Source organism: Pseudonocardia sp. HH130630-07 (genome assembly GCF_001698125.1).
Taxonomy (GTDB): Bacteria; Actinomycetota; Actinomycetes; order Mycobacteriales; family Pseudonocardiaceae; genus Pseudonocardia.
Genome location: NZ_CP013854.1, coordinates 4,640,914 through 4,655,870, shown reverse-complemented (window position 1 = coordinate 4,655,870; position 14,957 = coordinate 4,640,914). Strand labels below are relative to the sequence as shown.

General features: G+C 73.8%; 12 protein-coding genes. 11 read left to right on the top strand and 1 reads right to left on the bottom strand.

Annotated features, from left to right (window positions below; translation table 11 throughout):
- Position 1: 1 nt before the first annotated feature.
- Genes AFB00_RS22060 through AFB00_RS22035 form a run of 6 tightly spaced genes read left to right on the top strand, consistent with a single transcriptional unit; the run spans position 2 to position 9,181 of the window.
- On the top strand, positions 2-1,165 hold the full coding sequence (locus AFB00_RS22060) for an acyl-CoA dehydrogenase family protein (protein WP_068798774.1): 1,164 nt from the start codon (positions 2-4) through the stop codon (positions 1,163-1,165).
- The gene (locus AFB00_RS22055; RefSeq protein ID WP_068798773.1) at positions 1,162-2,733 is read left to right on the top strand and encodes an amidase; all 1,572 of its coding nucleotides are present in this window, start codon (positions 1,162-1,164) and stop codon (positions 2,731-2,733) included. Before AFB00_RS22060 ends, AFB00_RS22055 begins: the two co-directional genes overlap by 4 nt.
- Positions 2,734-2,771: 38 nt before the next feature.
- Positions 2,772-4,160, top strand: coding sequence for an MmgE/PrpD family protein (locus AFB00_RS22050; RefSeq protein ID WP_068798772.1), 1,389 nt, complete (start codon positions 2,772-2,774; stop codon positions 4,158-4,160).
- Between the two features lie 44 nt (positions 4,161-4,204).
- Entirely contained in the window at positions 4,205-6,313 is a 2,109-nt protein-coding gene (locus tag AFB00_RS22045; RefSeq protein ID WP_068798771.1) for a hydantoinase/oxoprolinase family protein, read from the top strand.
- The gene (locus AFB00_RS22040) at positions 6,310-8,121 is read left to right on the top strand and encodes a hydantoinase B/oxoprolinase family protein (protein WP_083275742.1); all 1,812 of its coding nucleotides are present in this window, start codon (positions 6,310-6,312) and stop codon (positions 8,119-8,121) included. The genes AFB00_RS22045 and AFB00_RS22040 overlap by 4 nt, the downstream gene beginning before the upstream one ends.
- Positions 8,114-9,181: an LLM class flavin-dependent oxidoreductase gene (locus AFB00_RS22035; RefSeq protein WP_068798770.1), complete on the top strand. Its 1,068-nt coding sequence runs from the start codon at positions 8,114-8,116 to the stop codon at positions 9,179-9,181. Before AFB00_RS22040 ends, AFB00_RS22035 begins: the two co-directional genes overlap by 8 nt.
- 39 nt (positions 9,182-9,220) lie before the next feature.
- On the opposite strand, the gene AFB00_RS22030 is transcribed toward AFB00_RS22035, so the two are convergent.
- Positions 9,221-10,051, bottom strand: coding sequence for an HpcH/HpaI aldolase/citrate lyase family protein (locus tag AFB00_RS22030; protein WP_231974022.1), 831 nt, complete (start codon positions 10,049-10,051; stop codon positions 9,221-9,223).
- A 122-nt stretch (positions 10,052-10,173) separates the two neighbouring features.
- Here AFB00_RS22030 and AFB00_RS22025 point away from each other — a divergent pair, with 122 nt between their 5' ends.
- Genes AFB00_RS22025 through AFB00_RS22005 form a run of 5 tightly spaced genes read left to right on the top strand, consistent with a single transcriptional unit; the run spans position 10,174 to position 14,955 of the window.
- Complete coding sequence (locus tag AFB00_RS22025) at positions 10,174-11,424, top strand: amino acid ABC transporter substrate-binding protein (protein ID WP_197519620.1); 1,251 nt, start codon at positions 10,174-10,176, stop codon at positions 11,422-11,424.
- Positions 11,421-12,305: a branched-chain amino acid ABC transporter permease gene (locus AFB00_RS22020; RefSeq protein ID WP_083275739.1), complete on the top strand. Its 885-nt coding sequence runs from the start codon at positions 11,421-11,423 to the stop codon at positions 12,303-12,305. The genes AFB00_RS22025 and AFB00_RS22020 overlap by 4 nt, the downstream gene beginning before the upstream one ends.
- A 25-nt stretch (positions 12,306-12,330) precedes the next feature.
- Entirely contained in the window at positions 12,331-13,458 is a 1,128-nt protein-coding gene (locus AFB00_RS22015) for a branched-chain amino acid ABC transporter permease (RefSeq protein WP_068798768.1), read from the top strand.
- Positions 13,455-14,210: an ABC transporter ATP-binding protein gene (locus AFB00_RS22010; protein ID WP_068798767.1), complete on the top strand. Its 756-nt coding sequence runs from the start codon at positions 13,455-13,457 to the stop codon at positions 14,208-14,210. Before AFB00_RS22015 ends, AFB00_RS22010 begins: the two co-directional genes overlap by 4 nt.
- Positions 14,191-14,955 carry an ABC transporter ATP-binding protein gene (locus AFB00_RS22005; RefSeq protein WP_068798766.1) on the top strand — a complete coding sequence of 255 codons (765 nt, stop codon included), beginning with the start codon at positions 14,191-14,193 and terminating at the stop codon, positions 14,953-14,955. Before AFB00_RS22010 ends, AFB00_RS22005 begins: the two co-directional genes overlap by 20 nt.
- Positions 14,956-14,957 lie beyond the last annotated feature (2 nt).

Here is a 14,957-nt window from a genome sequence, read left to right as displayed (position 1 = left end):
GATGGACTTCCGCCTCACCGACGAGCAGCGGCTCTACCGGGAGACCCTGCGCGGCTTCGTCGACAAGGAGATCGTGCCGGTGGCCCGGGAGTGGGAGCACTCCGGCCGCTACCCGACCGAGATCGTCGAGGGGATGAAGCAGCTCGGCCTGTTCGGGCTCGCCGTCCCCGAGGAGTTCGGCGGTCTCGGCGCCGACACCGTCTCCTTCGCGCTGACCTTCGAGGAGATCTCCCGCGGCTGGATGGGCATCGCCGGGATCCTCGGCAGCCACTCGGTGTCCTGCTTCCTGCTCGCCCGGCACGGCACCGACGAGCAGAAGCAGCGCTACCTGCCGGAGCTGGCCACCGGGGCGCGGCGGACCGGGATCGCGCTGACCGAGCCGGGCGCGGGCACCGACCTGCAGGGCATCCGCACCACCGCGCGCCGCGACGGGGACGACTACATCGTCGACGGCACCAAGATGTGGATCACCAACGCCCGGCACGCCGATCCGCTCCCGGTGCTGGTCAAGACCGATCCCACCGTCTCCCCCGCGCACAGGGGCATGAGCATCCTGCTCGTCGAGGCCGGCACCCCCGGCTTCGAGGTCACCGCGGACATCGGCAAGCTCGGCTACAAGGGCACCGAGTCCTGCGAGGTGGTGCTCTCCGGGGTCCGGGTGCCGTCGTCGCAGCTGCTCGGCGGGGTCGAGGGCCGGGGCCTGCAGCAGGCGCTGTCGTCGCTGGAGACGGGGCGGATCAACATCGCCGCACGCAGCGTCGGCATCGCCCAGCGGGCCTACGACGAGGCGCTGGCCTACGCCCGTGACCGCACCGCGTTCGGCCAGGCCATCGGGGAGTTCCAGGCCGTCCAGCAGCGGATCGCCCAGGTGGCGGTGCGGCTGCAGGCGGCCCGGCTCATGACCTACTGGGCGGCGTCGCGGATGGACGAGGGCGTCCGGATGGACACCGAGTCCGGCATGGCCAAGATCTTCGCCTCCGAGCAGGCGCTGGAGTGCGCGATCGACGCGATGCGCATCCACGGCGGCTACGGCTACTCCACCGAGTTCGAGATCGAACGCCTCTACCGGGACGCACCGCTGATGTCGATCGGCGAGGGCACCAACGACGTGCTCCGCGGCGTCGTCGCGAAGGCGCTGCTGGCCGGGAAGGCGACCGTGCGGTGACGACCGCCGACGAGATCGGCGCGGTCGCGGCCCGGCTCGGCTACACGCTGTCCCCGGACCAGCTCGCGACGGCCGCCGAGGCGGTCGCCGGGGCCGAGCCCGCGCTGGCCGCACTGCGGGCGGTGCCGGTCCCCGCCGAGGCGGTCGACCCCGCGTACGGCGACGCCTGGCTGCGCCCGGACCCGGGTGCCTGCGGCGCCGCGGCGCCGGGGCCGGACCCGCACGCCGCGACGCTGCGGGCGGCCTGGACCGGGCGCGCCGAGGAGGCGGTCGCGGCGCTGGAGCGCCTCGACGCGCAGCTGCACTGCACCATCCGGCTGCTGCCCGGGCGGGTCCGCGACCGGCGCGTGCCCGGCGGGCCGGCGCGGCCGCTGGAGGGCGTGCCGTTCTCGGTCAAGGACGTCATCGACGTCGCGGGCGCGCCGACCACGGCCGCGTCGCGCACCCGGGCCGATCGGGCCCCGGCCACGGAGTCGGCGACGGCCGTCGCCCGGCTGGAGGCCGCCGGGGCGGTCCCGGTGGCGAAGGACGCCACCACCGAGTTCGCCGTCGGCGGTCCGCACGCCCCGCTGACCGGGGCCTGCCGCAACCCGTGGGACCCCGCGCGGTGGGCCGGCGGGTCGTCCAGCGGGACGGCCGCGGCCGTCGCCGCCGGGGCCGTGCCGTTCGGGCTGGGCACCGACGTCGGCGGCTCGATCCGGCTGCCGGCCGCCTGGTGCGGTCTCACCGGGCTCAAGCCGACCGCGGGCGCGGTCCCGCGGACCGGTTCGGTGCCGCTGTCCCCCACCACCGAGACGATCGGCCCGCTCGCCCGCGACGCCCGCACCGTCGGGCTGGTGTTCGGCCTGCTGCGCGGCCCGGACGGCCGGGACCCGCGGGTGCCCGCCGCGCTGGCGCCGCGGCCCCCGACCACGGTTCCCGCCGACCTGCGCGGCCTGCGGATCGCCCGGCCCGGCGGGTACCTGACGGAGTTGTGCGACGGCGCCGTGCGGGCCGGGGTCGAGCACCTGCTCGACGTGCTGACCGACGCCGGGGCCGAGTCCGTCGCCGGGGAGGTCCCCTCGGCGCGGTGGGCGCTGCCGGTCGGCTACCAGCTCGTCTTCACCGAGGCCGCGGCCGTGCACCGGGCCGGGGCGGACCGGTGGGGTTCCTACGACCCGGTGACGGTGGCCCGGATCGCCCAGGGCGTCGCCACCCCCGCCGTGGACCTGCTGCGCGCCCACCGGTTCCGGGCCGAGCTGCAGGCCGAGCTGGACGCCGTGTTCGCCGGCGCCGACCTGATCGTCGTGCCGACGACCCCGGCGACCGCGCCGCGGCTGCCGGACTGCACCGTCGTCGTCGACGGGCAGGAGTACCCGCTCTACGCCGCCCAGTCCCGCGCCACCATGCTCGCCAACCTCACCGGGATCCCGGCACTCGCCGTCCCCACCGGCCACGGCCCGGACGGCTGCCCGGTCTCGGCACTGCTGATGGCCCGCCCGCACCACGAGCACACGGCGCTGCGCGCCGCCGCGCTGTTCCAGGACCGCACCGGGCACCACCGGCGCATCCCGCCGGTCCACGCCTGAGGACATCCCGCACCCGTCCCACGACCCGGAGGTCGACGATGAACCCGGATCCGTCGCAGCCCGACCACCTCGCCGCCGCGGTCGGCGCGTTCGCCGCCCGCACCACGCTCGACGACGTGCCGCCCGAGGTCCTGGACCGGGCCCGGCACCTGGTGCTCGACGCGGTCGGGCTGGCGTTCGCCTCCACCGCCTACCCGTTCTCCGGCGTCGCGGCCCGGGCGCTGTCCGCGTTCGGCACCGGGGACCAGGCCGTGCTCGGGCTGCCCGACCGGCTACCGGCCCGCGACGCCGCCGTGCTCAACGGCGTGCTCATCCACGGCATGGACTTCGACGACACCCACATCCCGGCCGTCACCCACGTCTCGGCCGCCGCGCTGCCCGCCGCGCTCGCGGCCGCCGTCGCCGCCGGGGCGGACACCCGGGAGCTGCTGCGCGCCTACGTCCTCGGCGTCGAGGTCTCGGCCCGGGTCGGGATCGGCGGGGCGGGCGGCTTCCACGACGTCGGGTTCCACCCCACCGCGGTGGCCGGTGCGTTCGGCGCCGCGGTCGCCGCCGGGACCGCGTCCGGGCTCGACGCCGCGACGCTGACCACGGCCCAGGGCGTCGTCGGGTCGATGAGCGCGGGACTGCTGGAGTTCCTCGCCGACGGGGCCTGGACCAAACGCCTGCACCCGGGCTGGGCGGCGATGTCCGGACTGACCGCGGCCGGGTTCGCCGCCGCCGGCTGGACCGGCCCCGGCGCGGTCTACGAGGGCCGGTTCGGGCTCTACAACACCCATCTCGCCGGCCGCGAGACCCGGCCCGAGGCGGTCGTCGACGGGCTCGGGGAGCGCTGGGAGCTGATGCGGACCGCGGTCAAGCCCTACCCGGTCTGCCACTTCGTGCACGCCTTCGCCGACGCCGCGCTGCTGCTCCGGCCGCAGATCGGCGACACCGCGGTCACCGGGATCCGGTGCGCCATCCACCCGGTTCCCGGCAAGGTCGTCTGCGAACCGCCGGAGTCGAAGTGGGCCCCGCGCGACGAGTACGACGCCAAGTTCAGCCTCCCCTACGTCGTCGCGACCGCCCTGCTCCGCGGCCGGTTCACCCTGGCCGAGCTGGAGGACGAGGCACTCGCCGACCGCGAGGTGCTCGACCTCGCCCAGCGGGTGCGGGTCGGCGAGGACCCGGACAGCGCGTTCCCGGCCGCCTACTCCGGCGCGATCGAGATCGAGCTGGCCGACGGCCGCGTGCTCCGGCACCGCGAGCAGGTCAACCGCGGGCACGACGAGCGCCCGCTGAGCGACGACGAGATCGTCGCGAAGTACCGCGGCACGATCGGCCGGGTCGCCCCGGACGACGTCGCCGACCGGGTGCAGGCCGCCGTGCTCGGCCTGGGGGACGCCACCCCGGCCGCGGACTTCGCCGAGGCCTGCCGGGGCCGGTAGCTCCCCGCGGCACCCGACCACCAGCTGATCAAGGAGGACCGGCCGTGAAACGAGTCGGAGTCGATGTCGGCGGCACGTTCACCGACATCATGTACAGCAGCGACGACGGCGGGATCGCCGTGCACAAGGTGCCCTCGACACCGCACGACCCGTCGGTGGCCACCGTCGACGGGGTGCGCGAGCTGGCCGACCGGCTCGGCGTCGGGCTCGGTGAGCTGGACCAGTTCCTGCACGGCACCACGGTCGCGACGAACATCGTGCTGGAGCACAACGGTTCCGACGTCGGGCTGATCACCACCGAGGGTTTCCGCGACATCCTGCACATCGCCCGCAAGAAGCGGCCCTACAACTACTCGTCCTACCAGGACCTGCCGTGGCAGAAGTGGCAGCTGGTGCGCCGCCGCAACCGCCGGGTGGTGCCGGAGCGGGTGAACGCCGCGGGCGAGGTCCTCGTGCCGCTCGACGTCGACGCCGTCCGCGAGCAGGTCCGGGTGCTGCGGGACAACGGCGTCGCGGCGGTCGCGGTGTGCTTCCTGCACTCCTACCGCAACCCCGCCCACGAGCAGATCGTGAAGCGGATCCTCGCCGAGGAGGCCCCGGAGGTCTTCGTCTCGCTCTCCAGCGAGGTCGCCCCGCAGTACCGCGAGTACGAGCGGTTCTCCACGACCGCGCTGAACGCGTTCGTCGGGCCGAAGGTCTCCGGTTACCTGAACCGGCTGGCCGAGACCACCCGGTCGGCCGAGGTGCGCGGCGACGTCGGCCTGATGACCTCGGCGGGCGGCCTGGTCACCGCGCGGCGGGCCGCGGAGAACCCGGTGCTGCTGCTCACCAGCGGCGTGGTCGCCGGACTGCTCGGCGGCTGCGCGATCGGGAAGGCGTCCGGGTACCCGAGCGTGATCACCCTGGACGTCGGCGGCACCTCGGCCGACGTCGGCGTCGCACCGGACGGCGGGCTGCGGATGAAGCACCTGCTGGACACCCGGATCGGCGACTACCACGCGATGGTGCCGATGGCCGAGGTCGACACGATCGGCGCCGGCGGCGGGTCGGTGGCGTTCGTCGACGAGGGCGGCATGTTCCGGGTCGGGCCGCGCAGCGCGGGCGCCACCCCCGGCCCGGCCTGCTACGGCCGCGGCGGCACCGAGCCGACCAGCACCGACGCCATGGTCGTGCTCGGCTGGCTGCGCGCGGACAGCTTCCTGTCCGGCAGCATGCGGGTCGAGCCGCAGCTGGCCGGCAAGGCGGTCGGCGAGCACGTCGCAGACCGGCTCGGCACCTCGGTGCCGGAGGCCGCGGTCGGCATCTTCCAGATCCTGGCGCACGCCATGACCGAGGCGATCAGCCTGCACTCGGTGCGCAAGGGCTACGACCCGCGGGACTTCTCGCTGGTCGCCGAGGGTGGCGCCGGTCCGCTCTACGCCTGGCACATCGCCGAGCAGCTGGGAATCCCGCGGGTGATCGTGCCGCACCACCCGGGCATCGCCTCGGCGATGGGCCTGCTGGCCACCGACATCCGCTCGGAGATCCCGGCGACCGTGTGGACCTCCAGCGACGACCCGGACATCGACCGGATCACCGCCGAGTTCGACCGGCTGGCGGCCCAGGCCGTCGAGCAGCTGGGCGCGGACGGGCTGGACCCGGCCGACGTCGTCGTCGAGCGCAGCCTGGACTGCCGCTACCTGGGCCAGGGATACGAGCTGCGGGTCCCGGCACCGGACGGGCCGGTGGACGCCGGCTGGGTGGCCCGCGCCGCCGAGGCGTTCCACGAGGTGCACGAACGCACCTACCGGCAGCGCTTCGACGACAAGCCGGTGCACATCGTCAACGTCCGGGTCACCGCGATCGGTGCGGTCGGCGAGGTCCCGCTGAGTGCGGTGCAGACCGGCGGGCCGGACCCGTCCGGCACGGTGAAGTCCACCGTGGACGCGATCTTCTGGACGGCCGGGAACCGGGTGTCCACGTTCCCCACCACCGTCTACGACCGGGACCGGCTGCGGGCCGGGAACGTCCTCACCGGACCGGCGATCGTCGAGCAGTTCGACTCGACCACGATCGTCGGCCCCGGTCAGCGGGCCGAGGTCGACCACGTCGGCCATCTCGTCATCACCACCGGGGACGCCCGGCAGCAGCAGGACGGAGGGGATCAGCTGTGACCGCACTGGACCCGCGCGGGGTGTCCCTCGCCGGCGAGGCACCCGGTATCCACCGCACGGTCGAGGTCGACCCGATCACGCTGCGGGTGATCGGCGGCGGGCTGAACTCCATCGCCAAGGAGATGGCCCAGATCCTCTACCGGATGGCGTGGTCGAGCCTGATCCGCGAGTCCGAGGACCTCGGCGCCGGCATCTTCGACGTCAACGGCCGCGAGCTCTGCGAGTCCGACTCGACACCGATGCACTGCGGCTCCATCCCCGCCTACATCCGGGGCATCGACCGCAAGCTCGCCGGCACCTACCGGCCCGGCGACGTCATCCTGCACAACCACCCGTACCACGGGGCGGCGCACAGCCCGGACTACGGCGTCGTCGTGCCGATCTTCGTCGACGACGTGCACGTCGGGTTCGCCGGCTGCACCGGGCACGTGTCCGACATCGGCGGGAACTTCCCCGGCCTGTGCATGGACGTCGTCGACGTCTGGGCCGAGGGCAAGCTGATGGACTCGCTCAAGATCTACGACGCCGGCGTCCGCAACGACGTGCTGATCGGGCACATCCTGGACAACGTCCGCACCCCGGAGCAGAACCTCGGTGACCTCGAGGCACTGATCGCCTGCGCCCGGCTCGGCGAGCGGCGGTTCACCGACCTGCTGGCGCGCTACGGCCTCGACGTCGTGATGTCCGCGGCCGAGCGCTGGATGGACTACTCCGAGCAGATGCTCCGCCGCCGCATCGCCGAGTTGCCCGACGGCGAGTACGCCGCCCCGGTGTCCTACCTCGACGACGACGGCAAGAACCGCGACGAGCCGCTGGCCGTCGCGGTGACGGTCCGGGTCGACGGCGAGGAGATCGTGGTCGACCTGACCGGCTCGCACCCGCAGGTGCCGACCGCGTTCAACGTCCCGTTCGAGGGTTCGGTGCTGCCCACCGTCGCCTCGGCGGTGCGGACCCTGCTGCTCGACGAGGCACTGTCGGAGGAGTTCGTCCCGCAGAACGACGGCTGCTTCCGCCCCGCCAAGGCGTACGCGCCGGAGGGGACGCTGTTCAACCCGGACTTCCCGGCGTCCTGCTTCGCCCGGTTCTCCCAGATCAACCGGATCTTCGACTCGATCAACCTGGCGCTGGCCGACGTGCTCCCGGAGCGGGCGGTCGCCGGGTCCTCGGCGGCGCTGTGCGCGATCGCCTACTCCGGCCTGGCCCCGGACGGGCGGTCGTACTGGGTCTACATCGAGATCAACGAGGGCTCCTACGGAGGGCGCAACGGCAAGGACGGCATGGACTGCGTCGACTCGCTGATGGCGAACACCCGCAACAACCCGATCGAGGAGCTGGAGCTCAACCACGCGATGCTCGCCGAGCGCTACGAGCTGCGCGACGAGCCCCCGGCCCCCGGCGAGTTCCGCGGGGGCATCGGCAGCGTGAAGACCTGGCGGATGCTCACCGACACGTTCATCGGCTCCGAGGCGGACAACCGCACCGACCCGCCGAAGGGGCTCGACGGCGGGCACGACGGCGTCGCCGGGTCGTTCGTCCGCAACGCCGGCACCGACCGCGAGGAGCCGCTGTACTCCAAGGTCACCCAGGAACGGTGCGCCGCGGGCGACACGCTGGAGATCCGGATGCCCTCGGGTGGTGGCTACGGCGACCCGCTGCGCCGCGACCCGGCCGCCGTCCGGGAGGACGTGCTCGACGACTACCTCTCCGTCGGCGACGCCCTCGCCCACTACGGCGTCGTGCTGGACCCGGCGACCCGGGAGCTCGACGCCGCGGGCACCGCCCGAACCAGGGCGGCGCACCGTGGCTGAGCGGGCGGTGCAGGTGGGGGTGTTCCTCACCCACCAGCAGCCGGCGGGCCGGGACCCGCTGCGTGCGCTGGACGAGCAGCTGCAGCTGCTGCGGGCGGCCCGCGACGGCGGCCTCGACTCGGTGTTCGCCGGGCAGCACCACCTCCCGGAGTCGTTCTCGCACATCCAGCCGCTGCCCTGGCTGGCCCGGGTCGCCGCCGAGGCGGGCGGCATGCGGATCGGCACCGGCATCCACCTGCTCGCGCTGCACAATCCGGTGGACACCGCGGAGAGCTACGCCGGGCTGGACGTGGTCGCCGGCGGGCGGTCGGTGTTCGGCGTCGGGCTCGGCTACCGGGAGACCGAGTACGCCGCGTTCGGCATCGACCCGCGGGACAAGGTCCGCCGGTTCACCGGGAACCTGCGGATCGTGCGGGAGCTGTGGTCCGGCGAGGACGTGCACGCGGACCTGCCGTGGTGCCGCCTCGACGGGGTGCGCGCGACGACGCTGCCCGCGTCGGCACCGCCGGTGTGGATGGCGGCGAACTCCGACGGCGCCGTCCGCCGGGCGGCCCGGCTCGCCGACACCTGGATGATCAACCCGCACGCCACGACCGCCACGGTGCGCCGCCAGCTGGGGTTGTTCCACGACGAGCGCGCCCGCCACGGGCGCGGGCCGCTGGGCGAGCTGCCGCTGATGCGCGAGGTCTACTGCGCGCCCACCCGGGAGCGGGCCGTCGAGCTGGCGCGGCCGTTCCTGGGCGCCAAGTACGAGGTCTACGCCGACTGGGGCCAGGACCGGGTGCTGCCCGGCAACGAGTCGTTCCGCACGGGGTACGACGACCTGGCCGCCGACCGGTTCGTGATCGGCACGCCGGAGGACTGCCTCGCCGCGCTGCTGCCCTGGCGCGACGAGATCGGGGTCGACCACCTCGTGCTGCGCACCGACTGGGCCGGGATGCCGGTCGCCGACGCGCTCGCCTCGCTGGACCTGCTGTGCCGCGAGGTGGCACCGGTCCTGCGGGCCGCACCCGCGGCACGGCCGGAGCCCGCCGGGGGCGCGGCCGACCGTGCCCGCTGACCCGTCCCGTGCGGGGCCCGCACGGCGCCGGGCCGGGGGTCAGTGCGTCCCGTCGGGGTCGACGCTCTCCCCCGCCCTGGCCAGCAGCGCACGGGCCCGGTCGACCACCGGCTTGTCGACCAGCGCCCCGTCGAGCACCGCGACGGCGCCCGCCCGCGCCGCCCCGACCACGGCCCTGGCCCGGTCCAGCTGTTCCGGTGTCGGACGCAGCGCCGCGGCGACCACGTCGACCTGCGCGGGGTGGATGCAGAGCTTGGCCGTCAGCCCGAGCGCGAGCCCGGCGACGGTGTCGGCCCGCAGCCGGTCGGCGTCGCGCACCGCGGTCGTCACGCCGTCGACCGGGGCCGACACGCCGGCGGAGCGCGCGCCCAGCACCAGCTCGCTGCGCGCGGTCCGCAGCGCGTCGTCGTCGGTGTGGTCGACCTGCAGGTCCACGGCGAGATCGACGCTGCCGAAGGCCGGCCGGACGACACCGGGCGCGGCACAGATCTCCTCGGCCCGCCGGACGCCACGGGCGGTCTCGACCAGCGGGACGATCGACGTCCCGGGCGGCAGCGCGGCCGCCAGCTCCGCGACCTGGCGGCCGGACTCGGCCTTCGGCAGCATCACCGGGCAGCCGGCCCGGGAGACCGCGGCGACGTCGTCGGCGTGCCAGGGGGTGCCGGTGCCGTTGAGCCGCACCATCGCCCGGGCACCCGTCGCGAGCCAGGCCGCGACGTCGGCGCGGGCGGCGTCCTTCCCGTCCGGGGCGACGGCGTCCTCCAGGTCGAGTACGACGACGTCCGCCCCGCTGGCCACCGCCTTGTCGAAACGGTCCGGCCGGGCACCGGGTACGAACAGGAACGTGGCCGAGGCGGCGATGGTCAGCACTCCTCGACCATAAAGATCTGACTTTTTGCTGTCCAGCTCAGATCCCGACCCGAAACCCTTGTTCGCAATACATCTGATATTTAACGTGTCGGCCATCACCGCCAACGATGACGGGAGTGGGGATGCGCGCTCGGATACCGCTGGTACTCGCGACGATCGCCTGCATGGCCGTGACGGTCGGCTGCATGAAACCGTCGGAGATCAGCCACCGGGTGGACGACGGGGGGCCGGTGCGCGTCGGCGTGGCCGTCTCCCGCACCGGCACCTACAGCGTCGAGGGGACCTCGGTGCGGCACGGCTACGAGCTGTGGGAACAGAAGGTCGCCGAGTCCGGCGGCATCATGATGGACGGCGTCCGCCGCCCGGTCGAGGTCGTCTACTACGACGACCAGTCCGACCCGGAGACCGCGATCCGCCTGGTCCAGCGACTGATCAGCGAGGACGAGGTCGACTTCGTCTTCGGGCCCTACTCCTCCGGGCTGACCATCGCCACGTCGGCGATCGCCCGCCAGTACCGCACGATCATGTTCGCCGGTGGCGCGGCGGCGAACAGCGTCTTCGAGCAGGGCAACGACTACGTCTTCAGCCCGCTCAGCCTGACCTCGCAGTACACGACGTCCGGCCTGGACCTGCTGCACGCCCGCGGCGCGCGCTCGGTCGGGATCATGCACACCGACGACGCCCCGATGATCGACGTCCGGGACGCCACCCTCGCCAACGCCCGGCGCCTCGGGATGACGGTCACCTCCGTGCAGGCGGTCCCCTCGACCGCCACCGACGTGCGCGGCGCGCTGACCCAGATCGCCGCCGACCGGCCGGACGTGTTCGTCGAGGCCGGCACCAGCGTGCTGGGGGTGCTGGCGACCCGCACGCTGCGCGACATCGGCTGGGCCCCGGAGACCCTGATGGTGCAGGCGCCGACCGAGAGCGCGTTCGTCGAGCAGCTCGGGCTCGACGTCGCCGCCGGGATCATGGCGCCCACCCAGTGGGAGCCCTCGGTCGCCTACGCCGACCCGTTCTTCGGCACCGCCGAGCAGTTCGCGCAGGAGTACCGGACGCGGTTCGCCGAGGACCCCTCGTACCTGTCCGCCGGGGCCGCCGCGGCCGCGTACTCGCTGCAGCGCGCGCTGGAGACCGCGGGCACGACCGACACCGAGACCGTCCGGCGCACCCTGGTGGACCTGGAGTTCACCTGCTTCTTCGGACCGATCGACTTCTCCGGGCCGGACGACCCGAGCGGGCTGGCCGGGGCGAACATCGGCCGGGAGATGCTGACCCTGCAGGTCGGCCCGGACGGCCGGCGGCAGATCATCGCCCCGCCGGACGCGGCCGGTGCGGAGTTCCGCCCGATGCGCGACTGGAGCGAGCGGTGAGCGGCGCGGTACAGGTCCTCGTCGACGGGCTGGTGATCGGCGGCTTCTACGCGCTGATGGCGCAGGGCCTGTCGCTGGTGTTCGGCGTGATGCGGGTGATCAACCTGGCGCACGGCGAGATGGTGCTGGTCGGCGCCTACCTGGCGTGGAGCGCGCACACCTGGCTCGGGCTCGACCCGCTGCTCGCGCTGCCCCTGGTGATGGTCGCCGGGTACGGGGCCGGGCTGCTGCTGGCCAGGGTCACCGTCCTGCGGGTCGTCGAACGGCCCCGGCTGATGGCGCTGCTGCTCACCTTCGGCCTCGCGTTCGTGCTGCAGGGCCTGATGGTCCGGCTGTTCACCACGACGCCGAAGCTGACCCCGTCGGTCTTCTCCGACGGTGTCGTGGAGGTGCTCGGCCTGCGCGTCGTCACCCCGCGGCTGGTGATGCTCGGCGCCGCGCTGGTCGTGATGGTCGCCGTCGTGGCGCTGCTGCGCCACACCCGCACCGGCAAGGCGATGCGGGCTGCCGCGCAGAACACCGAGGCGGCCCGGATCGTCGGCATCGACATCGACCGCACCTACGCCAGGGCGTTCGCGTTCGGCACGGCGCTGGCGCTCGGCGCCGGGGTGCTGTTCAGCGCCACCCAGAACTTCACCCCGGCGATGGGTCCGCTGTTCACGCTCAAGGCCTTCGTGATCATCGTGCTCGGCGGGGCCGGCCGGGTCGGCGGGACGGTGGCCGCGGCGCTGGTGATCGGCATCGTCGAGGCGACGCTGGCGTCCTACGTGCCGGGGATCGGCACCGGGCTCGGCGTCGCGGCGTCGTTCGTGCTGGTCGTCCTGGTACTCGCGGTCCGGTCCGACGGGCTGAACCGGTCGTCCGCACAGGCGCGCGCATGAGGCCGCCGGCGAAGGAGGAGACCTCATGACCTCGACCGCGAACTCCGCCGCCACCGCAGGCGGTGTGCGGGCCCCCGGCCGGGCCCCGGCGCGCCGCGGGCCGGGGCGGGCGACGCTGCTGCGGCTCGCCCTGCTCGCCGCCGGGGTGACGGCGCTGTGGCTGTTCCCCTGGTACGCGCCGAACGACAGCGCGGTGCTGACCGTCAGCACCATCCTGATGTGGGTGATCATCGGGACGAGCTGGAACCTCATCTCCGGTTTCACCGGCTACGTCGACTTCGGCCACGGCGTGCACTTCGGCGTCGGCGGCTACGTGACCGGCTACCTCATGACCCGCCACGACTGGGGCTTCGGGGCGACGCTGCCGGTGGCCGCGCTGGGCTGCGCCGCGTTCGCCGCACTGATCGGCTGGCCGCTGCTGCGGCTGCGCGGGGTCTACTTCTCGATCGCGATGCTCGGCGCGTTCCTCAGCATGCGCGAGTTCGCGTTCATCTGGAAACCGGTCACCGGCGGCGCGAGCGGGCTGGTCATCGACGCGCTCGTCGACCGCAACTGGTTCTTCTACATGTTCCTCATCGGCGCGGTCGCCGTGGTCGCGCTGGCCGTCGGGCTGCGACGCAGCCAGCTCGGTGCCTCGCTGCTCGCGATCCGCGACGACGAGGCCGGCGCGGAGGCCCGCGGCATCAACACCACCGCGGTCAAGCTCGTCGTGTTCTCCCTGGCCGCCGCGATCACCGGCGTCGTCGGGTCGTTCTGGGCGTACCAGACCACGTTCGTCGACCCGAACATCCTGTTCCGCGAGGACTTCCTGATCACCGTGGCCGTGATGGCCACGCTCGGCGGGCTCGGGACCACCTGGGGGCCGGCGGTCGGCGCCGCGGTGTACCTGGTGCTGCAGGACACCTTCTGGGCCAACGACTCCAGCGGGCTGTTCCTCGTCTGGTTCGGCCTGACGCTGGTGCTGATCGTGCTGTTCCTGCCGGAGGGCATCGCCGGGACCCTGCAGCGGGGCGAGCGCAGCGCCGCCGGCCGGGCGGTGCTGCGGCTGCGCCGGCGGTTCGGGATGCGCGACCACGCCGCGTACGACCCGGTGGCCGATCCCGGCTCCGGCGACAGCGACAGCGACAGCGACGATCGGGAGGCCCGGCGATGACCGGCACGACGGCGGAGCCGCTGCTGCGCGCCAGCGGGGTCCGCAAGCGGTTCGGCGGCCTCGTCGCCGTCGACGGGGTGGACCTGCACGTCGACCGCGGCGAGATCGTCGGGCTGATCGGGCCCAACGGCTCCGGCAAGTCCACGATGCTCGGCTGCGTCTCCCGCGACCTGCCCCTCGACGGCGGCTCGATCGAGTTCGAGGGCCGGTCGCTGGACCGGCTGCGGGCGTCGAGGGCGGCCCGGCGCGGGATCGGGCGCACCTTCCAGAACGTCCGGGTCTTCCCGGAGCTGACCGTCCGGGAGAACGCCCTGCTGGCCAGGGACTGGACGACGGTCCCGGCGCTCGGCCTGCTGCGCGGGCCGGAGGCGGCCACCCGCGAGCGGGTGGCCGAGCTGCTGGAGACCACCGAGATGACCCGGCTGGCGCGCACCCCGGCCGGGAACCTCTCCGGCGGGCAGAAGCGGTTGCTGGAACTGGTCATGGCGCTCGTGGCGCGGCCCCGGCTGGTGCTGCTCGACGAGGCCGCCTCCGGGGTGAACCCGACCCTGGTCCAGAAGCTGCGGCAGTACGTGCTGACGATGCGCGAGCAGGAGCGGGTCGCGTTCCTGGTCGTCGAGCACAACGTCGACTTCATCTTCGGCCTCGCCGACCGGATCGTCGTCATGGAGACCGGGACCGTGCTGGCCGAGGGCACCCCGGCCGAGATCCGCGAGAACCAGGAGGTCGTCGATGCCTATCTCGGAGCCTGAGACCGGCCGGGCCGCCGCCGGGGCGACCGGCGCACCGCTGCTGGACGTGCAGGGGGTCACCGGCGGGTACGGCGGGTTCGACATCCTGCACGACGTCTCGCTGCAGGTGCACCCGGGCGAGATCGTCTGCATCGTCGGTCCGAACGGGTCCGGGAAGTCGACGGTGTTCCGGGCCATCTACGGCCTCGTCCGGCCCCGGCTGGGCCGGGTGTCCTTCGCCGGCCGCGACGTCACCGGCCAGGCTCCGGACCGGCTGCTCCGCTCCGGGATGGCGCTGGTCCCGCAGCTCTCCACGGTGTTCGGGGAGATGAGCGTGCACGAGAACCTGGAGCTCGGCATGTACCTCGAACGGGACCGGGCCCGGATCCGGCGGCGCATCGACGAGGTGTTCGACCTGTTCCCGCGGTTGCGCGAGCGGCGCGACCAGCTCGCCGGGTCGCTGTCCGGGGGCGAGCGGCGGGCGCTGGAGATCGGCCGGTCGCTGATGCTCGACCCGACGATGATCCTGATGGACGAGCCGTCGGTCGGGCTGTCGCCCAAGCTGGTCGGCGAGGTCTTCGCCCAGCTCCTCGAGCTGCGCGATCAGGCGGGGCTGACCTTCCTGATGGTCGAGCAGAACGCCCGGTCCGCGCTGGCCATCGCCGACCGCGGCTACGTCGTCGAGCGCGGCCGGACCAGCCACACCGGTACCGGCCGGGAGCTGCTCGACGACCCGGAGGTGCGGCGGGCGTTCCTCGGCGGCTGAGC

Excerpts from the sequence above, each read along its gene's own strand:
- AFB00_RS22060 (WP_068798774.1), top strand. The coding sequence starts at position 2 with ATGGACTTCCGCCTCACCGACGAGCAGCGGCTCTACCGGGAGACCCTG.
- AFB00_RS22050 (WP_068798772.1), top strand. The coding sequence starts at position 2,772 with ATGAACCCGGATCCGTCGCAGCCCGACCACCTCGCCGCCGCGGTCGGC.
- AFB00_RS22025 (WP_197519620.1), top strand. The coding sequence starts at position 10,174 with ATGCGCGCTCGGATACCGCTGGTACTCGCGACGATCGCCTGCATGGCC.
- AFB00_RS22015 (WP_068798768.1), top strand. The coding sequence starts at position 12,331 with ATGACCTCGACCGCGAACTCCGCCGCCACCGCAGGCGGTGTGCGGGCC.
- AFB00_RS22010 (WP_068798767.1), top strand. The coding sequence starts at position 13,455 with ATGACCGGCACGACGGCGGAGCCGCTGCTGCGCGCCAGCGGGGTCCGC.
- AFB00_RS22005 (WP_068798766.1), top strand. The coding sequence starts at position 14,191 with ATGCCTATCTCGGAGCCTGAGACCGGCCGGGCCGCCGCCGGGGCGACC.